Origin of the sequence: Collimonas fungivorans (genome assembly GCF_001584145.1) — a bacterium.
GTDB classification, from domain to species: domain Bacteria; phylum Pseudomonadota; class Gammaproteobacteria; order Burkholderiales; family Burkholderiaceae_D; genus Collimonas; species Collimonas fungivorans.
In genome coordinates this window covers 2,136,817-2,160,852 of sequence record NZ_CP013232.1, presented here as the reverse complement: position 1 = coordinate 2,160,852, position 24,036 = coordinate 2,136,817, and the positions used below count along the sequence as shown (strand labels likewise).

General features: G+C 59.5%; 26 protein-coding genes and 1 tRNA gene. 5 read left to right on the top strand and 22 right to left on the bottom strand.

Features of this window, described 5'->3' with window-relative positions; translation table 11 throughout:
- Positions 1–31 precede the first annotated feature (31 nt).
- The 20 genes from CFter6_RS09295 to CFter6_RS09200 all read right to left on the bottom strand — a co-directional run bounded on the left by CFter6_RS09295 (position 32) and on the right by CFter6_RS09200 (position 17,723).
- Entirely contained in the window at positions 32–1,516 is a 1,485-nt protein-coding gene (locus CFter6_RS09295) for an NADH-quinone oxidoreductase subunit M (protein WP_061539691.1), read from the bottom strand.
- Positions 1,517–1,557: 41 nt separating this feature from the next.
- On the bottom strand, positions 1,558–3,660 hold the full coding sequence (nuoL, locus tag CFter6_RS09290; protein ID WP_061539690.1) for an NADH-quinone oxidoreductase subunit L: 2,103 nt from the start codon (positions 3,658–3,660) through the stop codon (positions 1,558–1,560).
- Between the two features lie 85 nt (positions 3,661–3,745).
- A complete protein-coding gene (gene nuoK, locus CFter6_RS09285) occupies positions 3,746–4,054 on the bottom strand; it encodes an NADH-quinone oxidoreductase subunit NuoK (protein ID WP_014005587.1) in 309 nt (102 codons plus the stop codon).
- A gap of 12 nt (positions 4,055–4,066) precedes the next feature.
- Complete coding sequence (locus CFter6_RS09280) at positions 4,067–4,738, bottom strand: NADH-quinone oxidoreductase subunit J (protein WP_061539689.1); 672 nt, start codon at positions 4,736–4,738, stop codon at positions 4,067–4,069.
- A 69-nt stretch (positions 4,739–4,807) separates the two neighbouring features.
- Positions 4,808–5,296, bottom strand: coding sequence for an NADH-quinone oxidoreductase subunit NuoI (nuoI, locus tag CFter6_RS09275; RefSeq protein ID WP_014005585.1), 489 nt, complete (start codon positions 5,294–5,296; stop codon positions 4,808–4,810).
- Positions 5,297–5,312: 16 nt separating this feature from the next.
- On the bottom strand, positions 5,313–6,380 hold the full coding sequence (gene nuoH, locus CFter6_RS09270; protein WP_061542279.1) for an NADH-quinone oxidoreductase subunit NuoH: 1,068 nt from the start codon (positions 6,378–6,380) through the stop codon (positions 5,313–5,315).
- Positions 6,380–8,734, bottom strand: a complete 2,355-nt coding sequence (nuoG, locus tag CFter6_RS09265) for an NADH-quinone oxidoreductase subunit NuoG (protein WP_061539688.1) — start codon at positions 8,732–8,734, stop codon at positions 6,380–6,382. The genes nuoH and nuoG overlap by 1 nt, the downstream gene beginning before the upstream one ends.
- A 48-nt stretch (positions 8,735–8,782) precedes the next feature.
- Positions 8,783–10,078, bottom strand: coding sequence for an NADH-quinone oxidoreductase subunit NuoF (gene nuoF / locus CFter6_RS09260; protein WP_061539687.1), 1,296 nt, complete (start codon positions 10,076–10,078; stop codon positions 8,783–8,785).
- Positions 10,075–10,554 carry an NADH-quinone oxidoreductase subunit NuoE gene (gene nuoE / locus CFter6_RS09255; RefSeq protein ID WP_061533772.1) on the bottom strand — a complete coding sequence of 160 codons (480 nt, stop codon included), beginning with the start codon at positions 10,552–10,554 and terminating at the stop codon, positions 10,075–10,077. Before nuoE ends, nuoF begins: the two co-directional genes overlap by 4 nt.
- A gap of 55 nt (positions 10,555–10,609) precedes the next feature.
- Complete coding sequence (locus CFter6_RS09250) at positions 10,610–11,863, bottom strand: NADH-quinone oxidoreductase subunit D (RefSeq protein ID WP_061539686.1); 1,254 nt, start codon at positions 11,861–11,863, stop codon at positions 10,610–10,612.
- Positions 11,863–12,459, bottom strand: coding sequence for an NADH-quinone oxidoreductase subunit C (locus tag CFter6_RS09245; protein ID WP_061539685.1), 597 nt, complete (start codon positions 12,457–12,459; stop codon positions 11,863–11,865). The genes CFter6_RS09250 and CFter6_RS09245 overlap by 1 nt, the downstream gene beginning before the upstream one ends.
- A gap of 9 nt (positions 12,460–12,468) precedes the next feature.
- Positions 12,469–12,945, bottom strand: coding sequence for a NuoB/complex I 20 kDa subunit family protein (locus CFter6_RS09240; RefSeq protein ID WP_014005578.1), 477 nt, complete (start codon positions 12,943–12,945; stop codon positions 12,469–12,471).
- A 3-nt stretch (positions 12,946–12,948) separates the two neighbouring features.
- Positions 12,949–13,308 (bottom strand): NADH-quinone oxidoreductase subunit A, encoded by a 360-nt coding sequence (locus CFter6_RS09235; protein WP_061539684.1) that lies wholly within the window; start codon positions 13,306–13,308, stop codon positions 12,949–12,951.
- Between the two features lie 146 nt (positions 13,309–13,454).
- A tRNA-Leu gene (locus CFter6_RS09230) sits at positions 13,455–13,539 on the bottom strand.
- A gap of 85 nt (positions 13,540–13,624) precedes the next feature.
- Entirely contained in the window at positions 13,625–14,077 is a 453-nt protein-coding gene (gene secG, locus CFter6_RS09225; RefSeq protein WP_061539683.1) for a preprotein translocase subunit SecG, read from the bottom strand.
- Positions 14,078–14,134: 57 nt separating this feature from the next.
- A complete protein-coding gene (gene tpiA / locus CFter6_RS09220; protein WP_082814675.1) occupies positions 14,135–14,902 on the bottom strand; it encodes a triose-phosphate isomerase in 768 nt (255 codons plus the stop codon).
- 105 nt (positions 14,903–15,007) lie between these two features.
- Positions 15,008–15,994 carry a threo-3-hydroxy-L-aspartate ammonia-lyase gene (locus tag CFter6_RS09215; protein WP_061539681.1) on the bottom strand — a complete coding sequence of 329 codons (987 nt, stop codon included), beginning with the start codon at positions 15,992–15,994 and terminating at the stop codon, positions 15,008–15,010.
- Between the two features lie 22 nt (positions 15,995–16,016).
- Positions 16,017–16,793: a peroxide stress protein YaaA gene (gene yaaA, locus CFter6_RS09210; RefSeq protein ID WP_061539680.1), complete on the bottom strand. Its 777-nt coding sequence runs from the start codon at positions 16,791–16,793 to the stop codon at positions 16,017–16,019.
- 89 nt (positions 16,794–16,882) lie between these two features.
- The gene (locus CFter6_RS09205) at positions 16,883–17,137 is read right to left on the bottom strand and encodes a hypothetical protein (protein ID WP_061539679.1); all 255 of its coding nucleotides are present in this window, start codon (positions 17,135–17,137) and stop codon (positions 16,883–16,885) included.
- Between the two features lie 76 nt (positions 17,138–17,213).
- Positions 17,214–17,723 carry a GNAT family N-acetyltransferase gene (locus CFter6_RS09200; RefSeq protein ID WP_061539678.1) on the bottom strand — a complete coding sequence of 170 codons (510 nt, stop codon included), beginning with the start codon at positions 17,721–17,723 and terminating at the stop codon, positions 17,214–17,216.
- Between the two features lie 120 nt (positions 17,724–17,843).
- On the opposite strand from CFter6_RS09200, the gene CFter6_RS09195 reads away from it, so the two are divergent.
- The 4 genes from CFter6_RS09195 (at position 17,844) to CFter6_RS09180 (ending at position 21,304) form a co-directional block, all read left to right on the top strand.
- Complete coding sequence (locus CFter6_RS09195) at positions 17,844–18,770, top strand: type 1 glutamine amidotransferase domain-containing protein (RefSeq protein ID WP_061539677.1); 927 nt, start codon at positions 17,844–17,846, stop codon at positions 18,768–18,770.
- 30 nt (positions 18,771–18,800) lie between these two features.
- Positions 18,801–19,274, top strand: a complete 474-nt coding sequence (locus CFter6_RS09190) for a putative toxin-antitoxin system toxin component, PIN family (RefSeq protein WP_061539676.1) — start codon at positions 18,801–18,803, stop codon at positions 19,272–19,274.
- An 80-nt stretch (positions 19,275–19,354) separates the two neighbouring features.
- A complete protein-coding gene (locus CFter6_RS09185) occupies positions 19,355–20,557 on the top strand; it encodes a pyridoxal phosphate-dependent aminotransferase (protein WP_061539675.1) in 1,203 nt (400 codons plus the stop codon).
- Positions 20,558–20,611: 54 nt separating this feature from the next.
- Positions 20,612–21,304, top strand: a complete 693-nt coding sequence (locus tag CFter6_RS09180) for a glutathione binding-like protein (RefSeq protein WP_061539674.1) — start codon at positions 20,612–20,614, stop codon at positions 21,302–21,304.
- 29 nt (positions 21,305–21,333) lie between these two features.
- On the opposite strand, the gene greB is transcribed toward CFter6_RS09180, so the two are convergent.
- Positions 21,334–21,891 (bottom strand): transcription elongation factor GreB, encoded by a 558-nt coding sequence (gene greB / locus CFter6_RS09175; protein WP_061542278.1) that lies wholly within the window; start codon positions 21,889–21,891, stop codon positions 21,334–21,336.
- A gap of 122 nt (positions 21,892–22,013) precedes the next feature.
- Here greB and CFter6_RS09170 point away from each other — a divergent pair, with 122 nt between their 5' ends.
- Positions 22,014–22,955 (top strand): hypothetical protein, encoded by a 942-nt coding sequence (locus CFter6_RS09170; protein WP_061539673.1) that lies wholly within the window; start codon positions 22,014–22,016, stop codon positions 22,953–22,955.
- A 23-nt stretch (positions 22,956–22,978) separates the two neighbouring features.
- Here CFter6_RS09170 and CFter6_RS09165 read toward each other — a convergent pair whose 3' ends face one another.
- Entirely contained in the window at positions 22,979–24,034 is a 1,056-nt protein-coding gene (locus CFter6_RS09165; protein ID WP_061539672.1) for a fimbrial protein, read from the bottom strand.
- Between the last annotated feature and the right edge of the window lie 2 nt (positions 24,035–24,036).

The following is a 24,036-nucleotide window of genomic DNA, read 5'->3' as shown; positions in this document are numbered from 1 at the left end:
TTATTTTTTATGCAACGCTTGCGCTATGTAATCAGTTTAACTTGGTAACCGCGACATGCTTCAGCAGGTCGGCCACCGATACTTGCATCGCATCGGTGAACGGCGCCGGATACACGCCCATTGCGATGACGGCAATCGCCAGCACGCCCAGCATGACGAACTCACGCTTGTTCAGGTCCAGCATTTCTTTCACATGCGAATTGGTGATGGCGCCGAACACTACGCGCTTGACCAGCCACAGCGAATACGCCGCGCCCAGGATCAAGGCGGTCGCCGCCAGCAGGCCGATCCAGAAATTGAACTTGACCGCGCCCAGGATCACCATGAATTCGCCGACAAAACCGGAGGTGCCTGGCAGACCGGAATTGGCCAGCGAGAACAGTACGAACAAGGCGGCGAAACGCGGCATGACGTTGACCACACCGCCGTATTCGGCGATCTGGCGGGTATGCATGCGGTCGTACAGGACACCGATGCAAAGGAACATCGCACCCGATACAAAACCGTGCGAGATCATTTGCACGATGCCGCCCTGCAAGCCGATATCGTTGAAAATGAAGAAACCGAGGGTAACGAAACCCATGTGGGCGATCGACGAATAGGCGATCAGCTTTTTCATGTCGTTCTGCACCAGCGCCACCAGGCCGATATAAATGACCGCGATCAGCGACAAAGTGATGATGAATCCGGCCAGGTAGTGGCTGGCGTCAGGCGTGATCGGCAGCGAGAAACGCAGGAAGCCGTAGCCGCCCAGCTTCAGCATGATGGCCGCCAGCACCACGGAACCGCCGGTCGGCGCTTCCACGTGGGCATCCGGCAGCCAGGTATGCACCGGCCACATCGGCACCTTGACGGCAAACGCCATCAGGAAGGCCAGGAAAATCAGGATCTGCGCGGTCATCGTCAGCGGCAGCTGGTGCCAGGTCAGGATCTCGAAACTGCCGCCCGACTGGATATACAGGTACAGCAAGGCGATCAGCATCAGCAGCGAACCCATCAGGGTGTACAGGAAGAACTTGATCGCGGCATAGACGCGGTTGGCGCCGCCCCAGACGCCGACGATGATGAACATCGGGATCAGCGTGGCTTCGAAGAACACGTAGAACAGCATGCCGTCCAGCGCGCAGAAAACGCCGATCATCAGGCCCGACAGGATCAGGAAAGCGCCCATATACTGCGCGACTTTTTTCTCGATCACCTGCCAGGCGGAGATCACCACCAGTACCGTGATGAATGCCGTCAACGGCACGAACCACAGGGAGATGCCGTCGATGCCGAGATAGTAGTTGACGTTGAAACGGTCGATCCAGGTGGTCTTTTCAACAAACTGCATGCCGTGGAAGGCATTATCAAAGCCGCTGACCAAGGGCAGCGTCACCACAAAACTGACGGCGGCACCGAGCAGCGACAGCCAGCGCACCAGGGTTGGATTATCGTCGCGGCCTACTGCCAGGACCAGGATACCGAACGCGACCGGACACCAGATCGCGAGGCTGAGAAGAGGGAAAGTTGACATATTTGTTATTGATCTAACCTAACTGAGTTTGCTTCGCCAGCTTATTTGGCAAACGGAAACGGCATGAACCAAACCAGGAAACCCAGCACCCCGATAATCATCACGAATGCATAGTGATAGATGTATCCGGACTGCCAGAGACGGGTGATTTTCGAGAACCAGCTGACTGCCTTGGCGCTGCCGTTGACGATCAGGCCGTCGATCAGGCCACGGTCGCCGGCATTCCACAAGCCGCGGCCGAGCAGGCGGGCACCGCCGGCAAACACCACATCGTTGAACTTGTCCATATAGTATTTGTTGTCGAGCAGCGTGAAGATCGGACCGGCCTTCTGCTTGATCGCCGCCGGCAGGCGCGGGTTGACCATGTAGCAGTAGTACGCTGCCGCCACGCCGGCAATCGCCAGCCACAACGGCGCCGAGAAAAACGCATGGCTGACCATGCTGACCGGGCCGTGGAACTCATGGCGCAGTTCTTCCATCGCATGGTGTGCTTCGTTGACGAAAATCACGTCCTTGAAGAAGCTGCCATACAACATCGGCTCGATCGCCAGGAAACCGATGACGGCCGACGGGATCGCCAGCAGGATCAGCGGCAAGGTCACCACCCAAGGCGATTCCTGCGGCTTCTGGCCGGGAGCCAGGCCATGGTGCTCGTGTTCATACTCATCGTCGTGATGATCGTCACGTCCATCGTGCCCTGCGTGCGCGGTGTGCGCATCATTGGCCGCATGCGCCGCGTGAGCGTCGTGGCCGTCATGAGCCTTGCCGAAGCGCTCTTCGCCATGGAACACCATGAAATACATGCGGAACGAGTAGAAAGCCGTGACAAACACGCTTGCCAGTACTGCAAAATAAGCAAAACCGGAACCGAACAGGGTCGATGCATGCGCCGCTTCGATGATGCTGTCCTTCGAATAGAAACCGGAGAAGAATGGCGTGCCGATCAGCGCCAGCGAACCGACCAGCGAAGTGATCCAGGTGATCGGCATGTATTTGCGCAGGCCGCCCATGTTGCGCATGTCCTGGTCGTGGTGCAGGCCGATGATGACCGAACCGGCGCCAAGGAACAGCAAGGCCTTGAAGAAAGCATGCGTCATCAGGTGGAATACCGCCACCGAGTAGGCCGAAGCGCCCAGGGCCACGGTCATGTAACCGAGCTGCGACAGGGTCGAGTAAGCCACCACGCGTTTGATGTCAGTCTGGATCACGCCGAGGAAACCCATGAACAAGGCGGTAATCGAACCGATGATCAGGATGAACGACAAGGCAGTATCGGACAGTTCAAACAGCGGCGACATGCGGGTCACCATGAAGATGCCGGCGGTGACCATGGTAGCGGCGTGGATCAGTGCGGAAATCGGGGTCGGGCCTTCCATCGAATCCGGCAGCCAGACGTGCAGCGGGAACTGCGCCGATTTGCCCATGGCGCCGATGAACAGGCAGATGCAGGCAACCGTCAGCAGCATCCAGTCGCTGCCCGGCAAGGTCAGCTGCGCCAGCATGCCCTTTTGCGCGAATACTTCGCTGTAGTTCATGGAACCGGAATACGCCAGCAGCAAGCCGATGCCGAGGATGAAACCGAAGTCGCCGACGCGGTTGACCAGGAACGCTTTCATGTTGGCGAAAATCGCGGTCGGACGGGTGTACCAGAAACCGATCAGCAGATACGACACCAGGCCCACCGCTTCCCAGCCGAAGAACAGCTGCAGGAAGTTGTTGCTCATGACCAGCATCAGCATCGAGAAGGTGAACAGGGAAATGTAGGCGAAGAAGCGGTTGTAGCCTTCGTCGTCTTTCATGTAGCCGATGGTGTAGATATGCACCATCAGCGAGACAAAGGTCACCACGCACATCATCATGGCCGTCAGGCTGTCGACCAGGAAGCCGATTTCCAGCTTGACGCCACCGACCGTCATCCAGGTGTACAAGGTGCCGTTGAAACTGGCGCCGTCGATCACCGCCAGCAAGGTCTGCACGGAAATGATCAGGGCGATCAGCACGCCCAGGATCGTGACCGTGTGCGAGGTCTTGCGACCGACCAGGTTGCCGAAGAATTTGGTGCCGAATAAGCCCGCGATCGCAGCGCCAGCAAGCGGCGCCAACGGTACGGCAAGAAGTAATTGTGGGTTAAGTTGCCCCGCCATGATGAACCTTATCTTTATTCGTTATTTGTTGTCTGCGTATTCCATGTGCCGGCAGCCAGGCCGCCGGCGCCATACCTCGTCAGCCCTAGCCCTTCAGGCTGTCCAGATCTTCCACATTGATGGTGTCCAGGTTACGGAACAACGCCACCAGGATGGCCAAGCCAATTGCCGATTCGGCAGCCGCTACCGTGAGGATAAAGAAAACGAAAATCTGCCCTGCCGCATCGCCCAGGTAATACGAGAAGGCGATGAAATTCATGTTCACCGCCAGCAGCATCAGTTCGATTGCCATCAGCAATACGATCAGGTTCTTGCGGTTCAGGAAAATGCCGACGATGCCGATCGAAAACAGGATCGCGCCAAGGATCAGATAATGAGCGAGCGAAATTGCCATATTGCGTCCTTGTTATTTTTGTGGGGCTGCTGGTGCGGCCGGCGGAGTTGCAGCAGGCGCGGCGGGATTCGCGGGCGCGACCGGGTCAACCTTGGCTTCCGATTTCATCTTCACGATGCGAACCCGGTCGGTGCTCTTGACCTTGACCGCGGCGGACGGCGAGAAGTACTTGGAGTCCTTGCGGCGGCGCAGCGTCAGGGCCACCGCGGCGACAATCGCCACCAGCAATATGACAGCGGCGATTTCAAACGCGTACACATATTCCGTGTAGATCAGCTTGCCCAGCTCCTTGGTGTTGCCGATGTTGGCCGAGATGGCGGGAACGTCGGCCTCGGAACCCTGGAAACCGTGGAAGATGACCGCGGCCATTTCCAGCACGATGACCGTGCCGACGGTCGCCGCCAGCGGGAAGTACCCCCAGAATCCCTCTCGCATCTTGTCCAGGTTGATATCCAGCATCATCACCACGAACAGGAACAGCACCATCACCGCGCCGACATACACCAGCACCAGCACGATGGACAGGAATTCGGCTTTCAGCAGCATCCAGATGCCGGCCGCGGAGAAAAACGACAATACCAGGAACAGCGCGGCGTGTACTGGATTGCGTGCAGTAATCACGCGCAAGGCGGCGATCACCAGCACCACCGAAAACGCGTAGAACAAGAAGGTCTTAAATTCCATAATGGCCCAAAAATTCGGCTAAAAAACGTCAGCTAAAAAAGCATCGCCAGTCATCAAACACCAGCGTTGTTATCGGTATGCAGCATCCGCGGCGCGCGCCGCGGCAATCTCGGGTTCGTAACGGTCGCCCACGGCCAGCAGCATTTCCTTGGTGTAGTACAGATCGCCGCGCTTTTCACCGTGGTATTCCAGGATGTGGGTCTCGACGATCGAATCGACCGGGCAAGACTCTTCGCAGAAACCGCAGAAAATGCATTTGGTCAGGTCGATGTCGTAACGCGTGGTGCGGCGCGAACCGTCGGCGCGCTGTTCCGACTCGATGGTGATCGCCATTGCCGGGCAAACCGCTTCACACAGTTTGCAGGCGATGCAACGCTCTTCGCCGTTCGGGTAGCGGCGCAGCGCGTGCAAACCGCGGAAACGCGGCGATTGCGGCGTCTTCTCTTCCGGGAACAGCACGGTAATCTTGCGCGCAAACAGGTAACGGCCAGTCAGCCGCAACCCTTTGAGCAACTCCAGCAGCATCAGACTGCCGAAAAAATCCTTGATGGCTTCCATTTTCACTAACCTTCCATTACTTCCAGATATTCCATGGACTTTGAATCCAGGCAGCGACAATCACCAGGTAGGCGAGAATCAAGGGGATGAATACTTTCCAGCCGAGACGCATGATCTGGTCATAGCGATAACGCGGGAACGATGCACGCACCCAGATAAACACCGACAGCATGAAGAAGGTCTTGGCGCCGAGCCAGATCCAGCCCGGGATCCAGTCCAGCATCGCCAGCGGCGAGGCCCAGCCGCCCATGAACAGCAGCGTGGTCAGGATAGAGACCAGGATCATGTTGGCGTATTCGGCCAGGAAGAACATCGCGAACGACATGCCCGAGTACTCGATCATGTGGCCGGCAACGATTTCCGATTCGCCTTCCACCACGTCGAACGGGTGACGGTTGGTTTCAGCAATGCCCGAGATGAAATAAATCAGGAACACCGGCAGCAGCGACAGCCAGTTCCATGACAGGAAAGCAGCGCCGTGATCGTAGAAATAGCCCTTGCTTTGCGCCATCACGATATCGGTCAGGTTCAGGCTGCCGGACACCATCAGCACGATCACCAGGGCGAAGCCCATCGAAATTTCGTAGGACACCATCTGCGCCGAAGCGCGCATAGCACCGAGGAAAGCGTACTTGGAGTTGGAAGCCCAGCCGGCGATGATCACGCCATAGACTTCCATCGAAGTGATCGCCATTACAAACAGCAGGCCGGCGTTGACGTTGGCCAGCACGGTTTCCGGACCGAACGGCACCACCGCCCAGGCGGCCAGCGCCGGCATGATGGTCATGATCGGAGCGATGAAGAACAGGACCTTGTTGGCGCGCGCCGGCAAGGTGACTTCCTTCAGCAGCAGCTTGAGGGCGTCGGCGATAGGCTGCAGCAAACCGGCCGGACCGACCCGGTTAGGGCCGAGGCGGATATGCATCCAGCCGATCAGCTTGCGCTCCCAGTAAGTCATGTAAGCCACGCACAGCAGCAGCGGCACGACTACGACGACGATCTTGATCAGGTTCCAGATCAGCGGCCAGATGAAGCCGAACCAGTCGGCGCCGGTGGCATTGATGGCGGCGATGAAATGATCCATCATGCTTTCTCCACTACGATAGAACCGAACATTGCGCCCAGCGCCGCGGTCGAGGCGTGCCCAGCTGCAACGCGCACCACGTTTTCCGGCAACGCAGGATCAATTGCCGCTGCCAGCGCGGCAGCGCCCTGCCCTTGTTTGAGATTGACGCGATCGCCGGCGGCGATGCCCAGTTTTGCCGCCAGCGCAGCCGACAGCCATGCTTGCGGCGCCTGGCCATCCACGGTCTCTTGCAGCGAAGCGGCGCGGCGCACCACGGCGTCGCCAAAATAGATCGGCACGTCGGCGATGCGTTCCAGCGCGCCGTCGGCGGTTTGCGCCACGGCTTGCGGCTGCAGGTCGCTGATGTTGTTCAGGCGCGCTGCCAGGTTGGCGGCAGCAACTTCGCCGGTGCCCAGCACTTCATCGCGAATCGCTTCCGAAGTATCGTAGTCGAAACCAGGCAGGCCCAGCAGGTTGCCCAGGACGCGCAGCACTTTCCATGCCGGACGAGCGTCGCCCATTGGCCGGACGGTGCCGTTGAAGCTTTGCGCGCGGCCTTCGCAGTTGACGAAAGTGCCGGAGGTTTCGGTGAACGGCGCGATCGGCAGCAGCACGTCGGAGTATTCGGCACCGTGCTTGTAAGCCGACAAGGTCACGACCATCTCGGCCTGCTTCAGCGCGGCAACAGCAGTTTGCGGATCGAAACTGTCCAGCTCCGGCTCGGCGTTCAGCAAGACATATGCCTTGTGCGGCTGCGCGAAAATCTGCTGTGCATTGCGGCCGCTTTTTCCACCATTAGCGGCGGCAGGCAAGGCATTGGCCCAGTAGCCGCCGACGGTGTTGCCGGCTTCGGTCAGGTAGCCGAACTTGGCGTCGGTCTGCTGCGCAATCCATTGCGCCACTGCATGCAGTTGCGAAGCTTGCGGGTGTTGCGCCGCGGCGTTGCCCAACAATACCGCTTTGGATTCGCCGGACAGCAGGCTGGCGGCGGTCTGCTTGGCTGCCGCCGAGGCTTCGACATTCTCGAAACCGGCAGGAACCGCAATACTCTTGGCCTGCGCCACTGCGACAGCTACCTGGCCCAGGGCCGACAGCCAGGCCGACGGCGCCACGATCATCTTGTTGGCGACCGGCATCAGCAGGTCGTCGTCAGTTGCGTGCAGGATACTCAGCTTGGCCCCGCGCTTGATGCCCAAGCGTACTCGCGCCGACAGCAGCGGATGATCCTTGCGCAGGAACGAGCCGATGATGAAGGTACGGTCGAGCTGTGCGAATTCGTTGATCGACATGCCCAGCCATGGCATGACCTTGCCATCCAGCGCGAAGTCGGACTGGCGCAGGCGGAAATCGATGTTTTCCGAACCCAGGCCGCGCGTCACTTTTTGCAGCAGCGACAATTCTTCCAGCGTCGAATACGGAGTGCCTACAGCAGCAATGGCGTCAGCGCCATGCTCATGGCGGATATTGCGCAGGCCGTGCGCCACATATTCCAGCGCGGTCTGCCATTCGACTTCCTGCCACTTGCCGTCTTGCTTGAGCATTGGTTTGGTCAGGCGCTCGGCGCTGTTCAGGCCTTCATAGGCGAAGCGGTCCTTGTCCGACAGCCAGCATTCGTTGACGTCGTTGTTTTCCAGCGGCAGCACGCGCATCACCTTGCCGGACTTGACTTGCACCACCAGGTTGGCGCCCAGGCCGTCATGCGGGCTGACCGATTTGCGGCGCGACAATTCCCAGGTGCGGGCGCTGTAGCGGAACGGCTTGGATGTCAAGGCGCCGACCGGGCACAGGTCGATCATGTTGCCCGACAGTTCGGAATTGACAGTCTTGCCGACAAAGGTAGTGATCTCGGAGTGTTCACCGCGGCCGACCATGCCGAATTCCATCACGCCGGCGATTTCCTGGCCGAAGCGGACGCAGCGGGTGCATTGGATGCAACGGCTCATTTCCTGCATGGAGATCAGCGGACCGGCGTCTTTCGGCGCCACTACACGCTTTTCTTCTTCGTAGCGGGAAGACGATTTGCCGTAGCCGACCGCCAGATCCTGCAGCTGGCATTCGCCGCCCTGGTCGCAGATCGGGCAATCCAGCGGGTGATTGATCAGCAGGAATTCCATCACGCTCTTTTGCGCAGTGGTGGCTTTTTCGCTGGCGGTGCGTACGATCATGCCGGCGGTCACCGGCGTGGCGCAGGCTGGCAGCGCCTTCGGCGCTTTTTCCACCTCGACCAGGCACATGCGGCAGTTGGCCGCGATGGAGAGTTTTTTGTGATAGCAGAAGTGCGGAATGTAAGTGCCAATCTTGTTGGCAGCATCCATTACCATGCTGCCCTCTTGGACTTCCACTTTCTTGCCGTCTATTTCGATTTCAACCATGGCTTTTGCTTTTCTTGCCTAAGTGTTTTGCACGCTGCTTGCGCAGGCTTAAACGTATGCCGGCACCAAGCAATGCTTATGCTCGATGTGATATTCAAATTCTTCGCGATAATTCTTGAGGAAACCGCGCACCGGCATCGCTGCCGCATCGCCGAGCGCACAGATGGTGCGGCCCATGATGTTGCCGGCAACCGTGTCCAGCAGATCCATGTCTTCCGGACGGCCGTGGCCGGTTTCAATCCGGTGCACCAGGCGGTACAGCCAGCCCGTGCCTTCGCGGCATGGCGTGCACTGGCCGCAGGATTCCTCGAAATAGAAGTACGACAGGCGCAGCAGCGATTTCACCATGCAGCGCGTTTCGTCCATCACGATCACGGCGCCGGAACCGAGCATCGAGCCGGCCTTGGCGATCGAATCGTAATCGAGATCGGTGTCCATCATGACGTCGCCCTTGATCACCGGAGCGGACGAGCCGCCAGGGATCACAGCCTTGATCTTCTTGCCGCCGCGCATGCCGCCGGCCAGTTCCATCAGCTTGGCGAACGGCGTGCCGAGCGGCACTTCGTAATTGCCCGGCCGTTCAACGTCGCCCGAGATCGAAAAGATCTTGGTGCCGCCGTTGTTCGGCTTGCCCAGGGCCGCATAGGCTTCGCCGCCCATGTTGAGCAGGAAAGGCACGGCCGCGAAAGTCTCGGTGTTATTGATCGTGGTCGGCTTGCCGTACAGGCCGAAGCTGGCAGGGAAAGGCGGCTTGAAGCGCGGCTGGCCCTTCTTGCCTTCCAGCGATTCCAGCAAGGCGGTTTCTTCGCCGCAGATGTAAGCGCCGTAGCCGTGGAATGCGTGCAGCTGGAAATTGAATTCGCTGCCGAAAATCTTGTCGCCCAGGGCGCCGGCGGCGCGCGCCTCTTCCAGCGCTTCTTCAAAGCGCTCGTAGCCGGACCAGATTTCGCCGTGGATGTAGTTGTAGCCGACCGTGATGCCCATGGCGTAAGCGCCGATGGCCATGCCTTCGATCAGCGAATGCGGGTTGTAGCGGATGATGTCGCGGTCTTTGAATGTGCCCGGCTCGCCTTCGTCGGTGTTGCAGACCAGGTACTTCTGGCCGGGGAACTGGCGCGGCATGAAGCTCCACTTAAGGCCGGTCGGGAAACCGGCGCCGCCACGGCCACGCAGCGAACCGGCTTTCAGTTCGGCGATGACTTGTTCCGGCGTGATTTTTTCAGACAGAATGCGCTTGAGGGCGGTATAGCCGCCGCGCTTGACGTAATCGGCGTAGTGCCAGTTGTTGCCGTCCAGGTCAGCCAGGATCAGCGGATTGATGTGACGATTGTGCAGGCTGGTCATTTTTTCAGTTCCTCTAACAAGCCGTCAATCTTCTCGTTCGACATCCAGCTACACATGCGTTTGTTGTTCACCAACAGCACCGGCGCATCGCCGCAAGCGCCCATGCACTCGCCTTCCACCAGCGTGAACTGGCCGTCGGCCGTGGTTTCGCGGAAACCGATGCCGAGCTTGTGCTTCAGATGCTCTGCAGCGCGCTCGCCGCCGGACAGCTGGCACGGCAGGTTGGTGCAGATGCTGATCTTGTGCTTGCCGACCGGCTTGGTGTTGTACATATTGTAAAAGGTCGCGACTTCCTGCACCGCGATGGCCGGCATGCCCAGATAGTCTGCGACATCCTGCATGGTTTCCGGCGCCAGCCAGCCCTTTTCATCCTGCGCAATCGCCAGCGCGGCCATCACCGCCGACTGTTTCTGGTCGGCGGGGAATTTCGCTACTTCGCGATCGATTTTTTTGTATGTGTCTTGACTTAACAACATGTGTTGGCCATTCGTGCGCGGTATGTTGCGCTATAGTTAATTGGTAACAGCAGACTTAACGGTCAATTTCACCGAAAACGATATCCTGCGTACCGATGATGGTGACGGCATCGGCAATCATGTGGCCCTTGGCCATTTCGTTCAACCCTTGCAGATGCGGGAAGCCAGGTGCACGGATCTTCAGGCGGTACGGCTTGTTGGCGCCATCGGAAACGATGTAGACGCCGAACTCGCCCTTCGGATGCTCCACCGCGGCATACGCTTCGCCCGGCGGCACATGGAAACCTTCAGTGAAGAGCTTGAAGTGATGGATCAGCTCTTCCATGTTCGATTTCATGTCGACCCGCGACGACGGCGCAACCTTGTGGTTGGTGGTCATCACCGGGCCGCTGTTGTTGCGCAGCCACTCTACGCATTGCTTGATGATCCGGTTGGACTGGCGCATTTCTTCCACCCGCACCAGGTAACGGTCGTAGCAGTCGCCGTTCTTGCCGACCGGGATATCGAAGTCCAGCAAGTCGTACACTTCGTACGGCTGCTTCTTGCGCAGGTCCCATTCGACGCCGGAACCGCGCAGCATGGCGCCGGTAAAGCCCATGGCCTTGGCGCGCTCCGGCGACACCACGCCGATGCCGACCAGGCGCTGTTTCCAGATACGGTTGTCGGTCAACAGCGTCTCGTACTCATCCACGTATTTCGGGAAGCGCACGGTGAAATCTTCGATGAAGTCCAGCAGCGAACCCTGGCGGTTTTCATTCAGGGCGCTGATTGCCTTGGCATTGCGCACCAGCGAGGCCTTGTGCTGCGGCATGGTGTCCGGCAGGTCGCGGTAAACGCCGCCTGGACGATAATAAGCCGCATGCATGCGGGCGCCGGATACGGCTTCGTAGCAATCCATCAAATCTTCGCGTTCGCGGAATGCGTACAGCAGCACCGCCATCGCACCGACGTCCAGCGCATGCGCGCCGATCCACATCAGGTGGTTCAGCAGGCGCGTGATTTCGTCGAACATGACGCGGATGTACTGGGCGCGCAGCGGCACTTCCAGGCCCAGCAGGCGTTCGATCGCCATCACGTAGCCGTGCTCGTTGCACATCATCGACACGTAGTCGAGGCGGTCCATGTAGGGTACGGATTGCAGGTAGGTTTTCTGTTCCGCCAGCTTTTCGGTGCCGCGATGCAGCAGGCCGATATGCGGGTCGGCACGCTGGATCACTTCACCGTCCAGCTCCAGCACCAGGCGCAAAACGCCGTGCGCGGCCGGATGCTGCGGGCCGAAGTTCAGCGTGTAGTTCTTGATTTCTGCCATTATTTGATCCCGTAATGTTCTTCACGAATCACCCGCGGCGTGATTTCGCGCGGATCGATCGTTACGGGTTGATAAATTACGCGCTTCTGCTCAGCGTCGTAGCGCATCTCGACATAACCCGACACCGGGAAATCCTTGCGGAACGGATGGCCGATGAAACCGTAGTCGGTCAGGATGCGGCGCAAGTCGTTGTGGCCTTCGAACAGGATGCCGAAGAAATCGAATGCTTCGCGCTCATACCAGTTGGCCGACGGCCAGATCTCGGTCAGCGAAGCCAGCAGCGGCATCTCGTCGTCCGGCGCGAACACGCGCACCCGCAGGCGCCAGTTGTGCTCGATCGACAGCAGGTGGGAAACCGCCGCGAAACGCGCGCCGTCCCAGGCGCCGTCGCCGTAGGTCGAATAATCGACGCCGCAGAGGTCGATCAGTTCTTCAAAACGGGTATCGGCGTGATCGCGCAGCACGCGCATCGCCGACAGGTAATTCGAAGCCTTGACCACGATCGTGATCTCGCCGAAGGCCACGGTCAGACTTTGCAGGTCGTCGCCAAGCGCATTGCGCACGGCGGCTTCCAGGGTTTCCAGTTTGGTCGTCATGGTGCTCTCTTAGCGCGCAATCGTATTGGTGCGGCGAATCTTGTTTTGCAGCTGGATGATGCCATACAGCAGCGCTTCGGCAGTCGGCGGGCAGCCAGGCACGTAAATGTCGACCGGCACAATGCGGTCGCAGCCGCGCACCACGGAATACGAATAGTGATAGTAGCCGCCGCCATTGGCGCAAGAGCCCATGGAAATCACCCAGCGCGGCTCCGGCATCTGGTCGTACACCTTGCGCAAGGCCGGCGCCATCTTGTTGCACAGCGTGCCTGCCACGATCATCACGTCGGACTGACGCGGCGACGGCCGGAAGATTACACCAAAACGGTCCATGTCGTAGCGCGAGGCGCCGGCATGCATCATTTCGACGGCACAGCAGGCCAGGCCGAACGTCATCGGCCACAGCGAACCGGTGCGGGTCCAGTTGATCAATTTGTCAGCAGTAGTGGTGACAAAGCCTTCGTTCAATACACCTTCAATAGACATGGCTTACTCCCAATCCAGAGCGCCGCGTTTCCAGATGTACCAGAAGCCCACCGCGAATTCGGCGATAAACACCATCATCGTGACAAAGCCCTGCCATCCGAGGTCGCGCATGGCAACCCCCCACGGGAAGAAAAATGCGGTTTCCAGATCGAACAAAATGAACAAAATGGCGACAAGGTAATAACGCACATCGAACTTCATGCGCGCGTCTTCGAATGCTTCAAAACCGCATTCGTATGGAGAAGTTTTTTGGGAGTCGGGCCGATGCGGCCCAAGTACACGACCAAGCACTTGCGGGGCGATGCCAACCGCGATACCGATCAGAATAAACAGCAGGACGGGAAAATAATTTTCGAGGTTCACAATTTTGCGCCAGTAGTTTGAACGATTAGCAGAATGATTTGCCGGTTCGAATTCTCAAACCTGACGCCCCCAATCCGGCAAACCACGCCACAAGTTCCTCGACAAAAAGCCAGCGCAGGGGCAACCGTTGCTGGCCTCATATTCTTTGGTGCCGACGGCGAGACTCGAACTCGCACAGCTTTCGCCACTACCCCCTCAAGATAGCGTGTCTACCAATTTCACCACGTCGGCATAAGCGCGTATTTTAACCTGATTTGCTACTTTTGTTCAATGCACAATCGGATTAAAAGTCAGCAATTTCACTGTGAGACTAGTCTTACTTTGGAATTTGATTCGACTGTGCGCTGCCGGTCGACGGTGCCGGCACGGAAGCTGCCGCGCTAGCCGATCCGGAGGCTGCCGCAGAAGCCGCAGCCGGCGCCGCCGATGTGTCTGGAATTGCTGCCGCAGGCGCCGCTGTTGCTGGAGTTGCCGCTGCAGGGGCCGAAGCCGCCGGCAGATTTTCCATCACGCCGCCGGTAACCGCCGAACGATGATTCCCCAGGTACACCAATGCCAATGTCGCGATAAAGAAAAGCGCGGCCGCCGCGCCGGTCGATTTCGACAGGAAATTCGAAGAGCCGGTAGCGCCGAACAAGCTGCCGGAAGCGCCGGAGCCGAAAGCCGCGCCCATGTCGGCGCCCTTGCCATGCTGCAGCAGCACCAGGCCGATGATCGTCAACGCCGACAACACCTGAACGATGACAATGATGTTAAATACTGTGTTCATTTAATAGATTTCCAAGGAGAGTTAATGCTTTATTTTTACTAAATCCGGACTATCGAACTACCGGGCTGCAGCGACAATCGCCAGAAAATCAACCGCCTTCAACGCTGCGCCGCCAATCAGGCCGCCGTCTATATCCGGCATGGCCAGCAATTCGGCAGCGTTGTCGGGTTTCATGCTGCCGCCATACAAAATCTTTACTTCAGCCGCCGCTGCGGGATTCTTCCCCGCCAGCTTGGCGCGCAAGGCCAGATGCACATCTTGCGCCATCTGCGGCGTCGCTGTCTTGCCGGTGCCGATCGCCCATACCGGCTCATACGCCACCACGATCCGAGCCAGGTCGGCCGCATCCAGCACATCCAGCACTGCCGCCAGTTGCCGCCCCACTATCGCATCGGTCTGGCCAGCTTCGCGCTCGGCCAGGGTTTCGCCGACGCACACAATAGGCACGACACCCGCCTGCAAGGCACGCAATGCCTTCTGCGCCACCAGCTCATCGCTTTCCGCGTGATAAGCGCGCCGCTCGGAATGGCCGACGATAACGTAGCGGCAAGCAAAATCCTGCAACATGCTGACCGCTACTTCGCCGGTATAGGCGCCGGCGGTGTGCGCGGAAACGTCTTGTGCGCCCCAGGCAATTGCCGATCCGGCAAGTTCGGCCTGGCATTGCGCGAGATAAGGCGCCGGTGCGCAGATAGCAATATCGCAAGCAGGAGCTGCGGCCAGCCCGGGAGCAGCCTGCCCAGCCTTGATTTCCGCCAGTAATGCAGCATTGGCAACCAGACTGCCATTCATTTTCCAGTTACCGGCTACAAGTTTACGACGCATATTTACCGAGGCCCAAGTTTTCAATAACCCGGCATTCTAACGCTTCGCAGGGAAGGCGGTCAAACCGGCAGGAAATATATGGCATACGGTTTTATCTGGCAGAGTTCAGGAAAATGGTTTCGCGACAGCAATACTGCGCGCAAAAAGTTCCATATCGACATTACCGCCGCTGACTATCACCCCTACTTTTTCTCTCGCGAACGGCAACACCCGGTGCAGGACCGCGGCAGCCGCCAGGCAGCCCGCCGGCTCGACCACGATCTTCATGCGCTCGGCAAAGAAGCGCATCTGGGTCCGCAACTGGTCGTCGCTGACGGTAACGATGTCTTTTACATATGCCTGCAGGATAGGCAGCACCAGCTTGCCGACATGCTGCGTCTGGGCGCCGTCGGCAATCGTGTCCGGCACCGGGATATGCACGATATTGCCGGTTCGCAACGATTGTTGTGCATCGTTGCCAGCCTCCGGCTCGACGCCGATGACGATGCAGCCGGGCGACAATTGCGCCGCGGCGATAGCGCAACCGGACAGCAGACCACCGCCGCCGGTGCATACGAACAGGTAATCGAGCGGCCCCACTTCATCGAACAGCTCTTTCGCCGCCGTCCCCTGGCCGGCAATCACGTCCGCATGATCGTATGCGGGGATCACGGCGCAACCGCGCTCGGCCGACAGTTGCGCGGCGATCACCTCGCGGTCTTCGCGCTCGCGGTCGTACAGAATGATTTCGGCGCCGTATTCGCGCGTCGCCGCCAGCTTCATCGCCGGCGCGTTGCTTGGCATGACGATGGTTGCGTGCACGCCCAGCATGCGCGCCGCCAGCGCCATGCCCTGCGCATGGTTGCCGGATGAAAACGCCACCACGCCCTGCTGCTTCTGCTCTTCGCTGAGGCAGCTGATGGCGTTATAGGCGCCGCGGAACTTGAAAGCGCCCACCCGCTGGAAATTTTCGCACTTGAAAAACACGCTGGCGTCCGCCTGGTGGTCGGCCTGGCTGGAAGTCAGCACCGGCGTCTTGTAGGCGACGCCCTCAAGGCGTTTGGCGGCGGCGGCGATATCCGCGTAGGCGACGGCCAATTCAGTTGCAGCCATTTTTCATCCTTTGTAATTAATCTTAATCTGCCAGGCGGCGCCGGAACATCCAGCGGCCGCTGTCGGAATCCTGCGGAATAAATCGATAGCCGCCGAGGTCGAACGCTTTCAGCTTTTCCGCATCGCTGATCTTGTTCAGCGCCGCATAACGCGCCATCAAACCGCGCGCCCGCTTGGCGTAGAACGAAATGATCTTGTACTTGCCGTTTTTCCAATCTTCGAATACCGGAGTAACGATGCTGGCTGCCAGCACCTTCGGCCGCACCACCTTGAAATATTCTTCCGACGCCAGGTTCACCAGCGTGTCGGATTTCTGCTGGCTGAGCTGCTGGTTCAGGGCCTGGGTCACGGTGTCGCCCCAGAACGCATAGAGATTCTTGCCGCGCGGGTTGGCCAGGCTGGTGCCCATCTCCAGCCGGTACGGCTGCATCCGGTCCAGCGGCCGCAGTACGCCGTACAGGCCCGACAGGATCCGGATCCGGCTTTGCGCGTAGTTCAGCTGCGCTGTACTCAGGGAGGCCGCATCGAGGCCCTCGTAGACGTCGCCGTTGAAAGCCATGATCGCCTGCTTGGAATTGGCGCTGGTAAATTTCTTCGACCACGAAGCGAAACGCGCGGTATTGAGCTGGGCCAGCGGATCGGAGATTTTCATCATGCTGCCGACCTCGGCCGGCGACAGCTGGCGCAGGACGCCGATCAGCTCGGCTGAATGGCTGATGAAATCCGGCGTGGTGTGTGTTTCGGTGCTGCTGGGAGTGCTGTAATCGAGGGATTTTGCGGGCGACAAAACAATCAGCATATGACGATATCCAAATAAACCTGAGAATGTCCGCAATGATACCGAAACAAACATAACGGCGCTGGCGGCAGCTCGCTGCCGGCGCTTAATTACCCTGCGAAAGCGCCTCGCTGCAGATCGCGCTCGAATTCGGTTACCCAGCTGGAACCGTCGCCTATCGGATACTGCTTCTTGTGTCCGTTGGATTTCCTGCTCACCGTGACAAAACCGGTCAGTCCGAATATTTCATCGGTCTTGGGGTCGGTGGTATCCACCTGATGCAATTCGAAGTCGTCCGCAGCCAGATGCCGCGCCTGCAAGATCGCCTGGAAATCTTCCATTTCATCCGGCTCAATCAGCTTCATTACCGCCTCCTGAAGTGAGATTGCGAACTGCCACCATAGCACGCCGGCGCCTGGTCCGCATTGCGGCAAGAGCGAACTAAAATTGGCAGGCAAACAGTTTGGTTTTTTCGCCGTCGCCCTTCAGCTCCAGCAATGCCTCGAATTTCAAGCCGATCTTTTCCAGCAGCCGGATCGACTGATGGTTGTCCGGCGCGGTAATCGCCACTATCCGCTGCAGGCCGCAGGTCTGGTTGCCGAACGCCAGCACCGCCGACGCCGCTTCGTAAGCGTAGCCCTTGCCCCAGAATTCCGGCACAAAGGCATAGCCGATGTCGACGCCCGGCAGGGTCTCGCGCTTGATCAGGCCGCACATGCCGATCGGCGTGGCGCTATCCTTAAGCTCCACCATGTAGAAACCGAAACCGTGGCTCTCATACATCGCCATCGGCCCGCTCAGCAGCGCGGCGCGCGCCGCTTCCACGCTGCGTATGCCTTTGTCGCCGATGAACTGCAGCCACGAGGGCTCGTTCACCAGGCGCAGGTAAAACCCGGCGTCGTCCGTGGTCAGCTTGCGCAAGACCAGCCGTTCTGTTGCAAGAACCGTCATCGATTTTCCCTATGAGTCAGGTATTTCCCTGTAGGATCGCAGCATAAGCAATGCCTTGAAGCTTGTCTAGGCGTCCCATCCAGAACACCGCCATCTAGGCGACCCCATCTCGGCGATCCCATGAATCCAATCCGGAAAACCGTCCTGATCCCCTTGCCCAGCCTGGATTTCGATCCCAGCGAAGTTGCGGTCTCGTGGCGCATCCTGACCTCGCGCGGACACCAGGTGGTGTTCGCCACGCCCGACGGCAAGGTGGCCGAGGCCGATCCGCTGATGCTGTCCGGGGAAGGCCTGGATGCCTGGGGCTGGATACCGCTGCTCAAGAAAATCAAATTGCTGGGACTGGCGCTGCGCGCCAATACCGCTGCGCGCGCCGATTATGCCGCGCTGGCAGGCGATAGCGCGTTCCAGGCGCCGCTGGCCTATGCCGAGCTGGATGTCGCCCGCTACGACGGCCTGCTGCTGCCCGGCGGCCACCGTGCACGCGGCATGCTGGCTTACCTGGAAAGCCAGCCGCTGCAGGATTTTACCGGCGCCTTCTTCGAAAGCGGCAAGCCGGTGGCCGCGATCTGCCACGGTGTCGTCCTGGCCGCCCGCAGCCGCTCGCCGCGCAGCGGCAAATCCGCGCTGCATGGCCGGAAAACCACCGCGCTGACATGGAAGCTGGAGCGCAGCGCCTGGAACTTGATGAAATTCTGCGGCCGTTTCTGGGACCCGGCTTATTACCGCACCTATGGCGAACAAGTAGGTGAAGCCGCCGGTTATCGCGGCGTCCAGGCCGAAGTGACGCGAGCGTTGGCGCAGCCGGGCGACTTCATCGACATCGCCGCCGGCGCGCCAAATCATTTTCGCAAAAGCAGCGGCTTGTTCCGCGACAGCGCCGACGACAGCCGCCCTGCTTTCGTGGTGCAAGACGGCAATTACGTCTCAGCCCGCTGGCCTGGCGACGTGCACCGCTTCGCCGCCGCTTTCTCGCTCCTGCTGGAAGATGGCTTGCCGGCCTGCGGGCCGCCGGATCGCCGGCCGCCGGATCGCCGGCCGAGGTAAAATGCGCGCTATCGTTTGATGGAAACCCGCATGAACCAAGACTTACCAGCCCAGGCCAGCCAGCCAAAACCCCGCATCGTGATCGACACCAACGTCTGCCTCGATCTGTTTGTCTTTCGCGACCCGCGCTGGGCCGGCCTGATGGCCGCCTTGCAAAACGGCGCAGTCGAAGCCGTCACCCGCGCCGACTGCCGCCAGGAATGGCAAATGGTGTTGCATTATTCGCATCTGCCCGTCACCGACGACACCCGGCCGGCCTGCAATGCTGAATTCGACGCCTTGATCACCTGCCTGGAGGCTGAGGCGCTGAGCCCGCGTCCCGGCGTCCGCCTACCTATCTGCACCGACCGCGACGACCAGAAATTCCTGGAGCTGGCGCTGGGCGCCCACGCCACCACCCTGATCACCAAGGACAAGGCGTTGCTGAAACTGGCGCGCAAGACCGCCAAGGCCGGGCTTTTTGCCATCGTCGCGCCGCAAGCATGGAGCCCGGCCGGCATCTAGAAGCCAGGAATACGCCCAGCCCTGTGCAGTCTCGGACAAACCGCTAAAATGCGAAATCCAGACACCAAGACTGACAGCAGATGAACCGCGATTTAAGAATTCCCGATAGCGCAGCCGGCGCAGACTCCAAGCTCACACAGCTTCAATCCAGGCTACCCAAAGTCGGCACCACCATTTTCACGGTGATGTCGACCCTGGCCAGCGAAAAATCCGCGGTCAACCTGGGGCAAGGTTTCCCCGATTTCAACTGTGATCCGGCGCTGGTCGACGCTGTCGGCGACGCCATGAAAAACGGCTTCAACCAGTATCCGCCGATGCCCGGCGTGCCGGCCTTGCGCCAGGCCATCGCCGCCAAGATCGGCAAGATCTACGGCCACAGCTACGATCCAGCCACCGAAATCACGGTCACCGCCGGCGCCACCCAGGGCCTGCTGACCGCCATCATGTGCGCGGTGCATCCGGGCGATGAAGTGATCGTGATTGAACCCGCCTACGACAGCTACGTGCCGTCTATCGAACTGGCCGGCGGCAAGCCGGTGCTGGTGCAGATGACATTGGGCGCGGACGGATACCAGGTGCCCTGGGACCGGATTGCCGCGGCAGTCAGCCCGCGCACCCGCATGATCATGATCAACTCGCCGCACAACCCGACCGGCAGCGTGCTGAAGCAGGCCGACATCGAAGCGCTCAAGGATATCGTGCGCGGCACCGAGATCCTGATCCTATCGGACGAAGTCTACGAACACATGGTGTTCGACGGCGCCCGCCACGAATCGGTCTGCCGCGATCCTGAACTCGCCGCGCGCGCCTTTGTTGTTTCCAGCTTCGGCAAGACTTACCATGTCACCGGCTGGAAAATCGGCTACGTGGCGGCGCCGGCAATGCTGTCGGCGGAATTTCGCAAGGTCCATCAATACAATATCTTCACCGTCAATACGCCGGTGCAGCACGGGATCGCGCAATACATGCAGGATCCCGCACCCTATCTCGAACTGCCGGCGTTTTACCAGCGCAAGCGCGACCTGTTCCGCGATGGCTTGAAACACACCCGCTTCAAGCTCCTGCCGGCGGACGGCACGTATTTCCTGTGCGTCGACTATTCCGCCATTTCCTCGCTGAGCGAGGCGGATTTTGCGGTCTGGCTGACTTCCGAAATCGGTGTCGCGGCGATCCCCGTGTCGGCGTTCTACCAGTCGCCACGCGAATCGGGCATCGTCCGTTTCTGCTTCGCCAAACAAGACCAGACCTTGCAGCAGGCGCTGCAGCGGCTGGCAAAAATCTAAGCACAACTCATCAGCAGAATTCAAACGCGCAATTGCACAACAAAGGAAATCGCCATGATCGATGTCTATAGCTGGGCCACGCCGAACGGCCACAAGATCCACATCCTGCTGGAAGAACTGGGCCTGCCTTACCGGGTACATGCAGTCGATATCGGCGCCGGCGACCAGTTCAAGCCGGATTTCCTGTCGATTTCACCCAACAACAAGATCCCCGCCATCGTCGATGCAGACGGCCCCGACGGCAAGCCGATTTCGCTGTTCGAATCCGGTGCGATCCTGCTCTACCTGGCAGGCAAGAGCGGCCGCTTCCTCGGTCATACCGACCGCGAAAAATTCAATACCTTGCAATGGCTGATGTTCCAGATGGGCGGCGTCGGGCCGATGCTGGGCCAGGCCCACCATTTCCGCATCTACGCACCGGAAAAAATAGAGTATGCGGTCAACCGCTATACCAACGAAGCCAAGCGCCTGTATGGCGTGATCGACAAGCAACTGTCGCAGCATCCTTACCTGGCCGGCAACGAATACACGATCGCCGACATCGCCACTTTCCCGTGGCTTCGTTCCTGGAAAAACCAGGGCATAGAACTGAGCGAATATCCGCACCTGAAAACCTGGTTCGATGCGATCAGCGAACGGCCGGCGGTGAAACGCGGCGTCGAGGTGCTGACTTCGGCCCGCAAGCCGCTGACCGACGACAAGGCGCGCGATATCCTGTTTGGCAGCCAGCAGTATCAGAAACGGTAAGCGCGCGGGGATTGGCCTTCCCTGTACTGCTATTGCGGCTCGGGGTAGCTGACCGCCAGTATTTCCAGCTCGTCAATCCCGGCCGGGGTCATCAGGGTCACGCTGTCGCCTTCACGGGCCTTGGTCAGGGCCCGCGCTACCGGCGAAATCCAGCTGATCTTGCCGTGCAGCGGATCGAGTTCGTCGATGCCGACGATAGTCACCGTATGCTCTTCGCCGGCATGGTTCTGGTAACTCACCGTGGCGCCGAAAAACACCTGGTCGCGGCCGTGATGCACGCTGGGATCGACCACCTCCGCCAGGTCCAGCCGTTTGGTCAGGAAGCGGATGCGGCGGTCGATTTCGCGCAGCCGGCGCTTGCCGTAGATATAATCGCCGTTTTCCGAACGATCGCCGTTGGAAGCAGCCCAGGAAACGATGCGCACCACTTCCGGCCGGTCCACGTCAATCAGGCGCAACAGCTCATCCTTCATGCGTTGATAGCCTTCCGGGGTCATGTAATTCTTGGTGCCGGGAGGGATCGCCGGCAATCCGAATTCGAGATCGTCGTCATCGCCTTCGGATTCTTTTACAAATGCCTTGTTCATGGCTGACATTGTAGTTCCAAATAGACTACGGATGCCGATTTAGCCCGGAACCATGGCTTTTCTTGCATGGCGGTATGGTAAAGTCAGGCTAGTGCAATGTTGCCCGTGCTGACTTTCGCCATATGCCTTCCTCTCCTTCCCGCAATGCCTCTTCCGCTCCGTTCCGGATCGGCCTCGCCGCCAACCGCAGCCACCAGCAGGGCCCGGATTCGGCGCTGGCGCAGCTGCTCACCGGCAGCCGCCACAGCATCGAACAACAGCTGAAACCGCAGCTGGTGGTGGTCGGACGCACGCTGGACGCGATGCAGCAGCTGGGCCTGCTGGAGCACTATCCGCATATCGAGCGTTTTCCTTACGGCCGCCACGGCGGTTTGATGAAGCTGGTGTCGCGGGTGGTCGACGCCGATCCGGCGCGCACCCTGGATGCAGTGATTTACCTGATGGACCCGGTCGATCCTTCATCCACCTTTCCGGAAGCGGTGGCCTTGAAACGGCAATGCGTAATCCACGGCAAGCCGTTCCTGTCGACGCTGGCCGGCGCCCGCGAATGGCTGGAGCTGGAGGCGATGGCGGCCGGCGCCGCGCCGAATCCGGCGCTGGACCCGACCTTCGAGCTGGCGCAGGAAGGCATCGCGCTGATTGCCCACGATGCCATGAAAGACCGGATGCTGGATATTGCAGAACGCCATTTTGCCCTGCTCGACCAGTTTGCGTTCCGCTGCGCCACCGGCACCACCGGCAGCCTGCTCAACAAGCTGGCGCAGAAAATCAAAGGCGAAGAAGCCGGCCGCAACTGGGTCAAGCCCTTCCTCAGCGGCCCGCTGGGCGGCGACGCCCAGATCGCCGAACTGATCCTGGACCGCCAGCAATGCCGGCGCGTATTGTTCCTGGAAGATCCGCATGTCGCCCGCCAGCACGAAGCCGACATCCAGCTGCTGGAACGCGCCGCCCGCACCGTACCCGACTATGCGCTGTGCATCAGCGACGCCGAATGCGGCGAGCGCTGGCTGACGCTGCTGCAGCAGCGCGCCGCACAGAACCAGTCTGTCGCGCCGCGCCCTTAGGCGGTAGCTGGTGCATCCTTTCGCTACTGATACACGATCGTGAACGTAGCAGTGCCGTTGGCCTTGCCGGTATTGATGTTGGGCGTGGTCTGGTAGTACCTGGCCTTGAACGGCACCACGTACTGGATATCGTCGGAAGGACCGACATTGATGGAATTGGTGTCGGCAACCGTAGAGGTCGTGAATTTCACCGGCGTCCTGGTCTGATCCAGCACCTGGATGCCAACCCCGGTCGCCACGCCAGGTTCCTGGGTCAGCTGCAAGACGCCCGGTTTGTTGGTGGGATCGGATGTCGCCGCCATGTTCAGTGCAATGATGTTCTGGGTGTTCTCGCCGCGCTGGCAATTGAGCTTGATATTGAAATCCTTCTCGCCGGCCGAACTGCCGACTCCCTTGAAATTGCTCCTGGAAACGGAGCCCAGGTTGACCGCTATATTCTTTGAACCGACGTCAACCGTACAGGTGGGAGTAACGATAGTAATGGCGTTGACGTCAAGATAGGTGGTGAGCACGGATAAACTGTCCGCGACGCTGTAATATTTGGTGTAGATGCCTGGCGCCAAAGGACCGCTGCCGGTCTTGGGGCCGGTCTTGAACAGCTCAACGACAAATTTGGAATTGGCGTCGAAGAGACCGAAATCGCTGGTAGTGGTGCGGGTGTGGGCGTAATAAGTGGAGTCAGTCCCATTAAAAAACCGCGACAGGCGAACGCCGATTCCGGTGACGTTGGTGGAGTACACATGATCGTATCCCGTGATCATCTGTCCTTGCAGCATGTCGCCGTTTACCACGCCGCCGTTGGTGCAATTCCATGGCTTGTCGAGTTGCCCGCCTTTCAGCGGCAGGTTGAATTCTTTTCTTGCAATCAGCGCTCCCACAGCCAGATCGCTCGGCAGATAGACCTTGCCGAAAAACATGTTGATCGTTTTTTCCGTATAAGACGGATTCTTAAAGCAGGCCGCCTGCGCCAGCTGAGCGCTGACCAGCAGGCAGATAAAAAGCAGCATGCCGGACAGGCTGCGGCGCCGCTCCGCCAATGTTCGCGCGCATCTGCTGAATACGCTATTCCCGTTGCTCATGA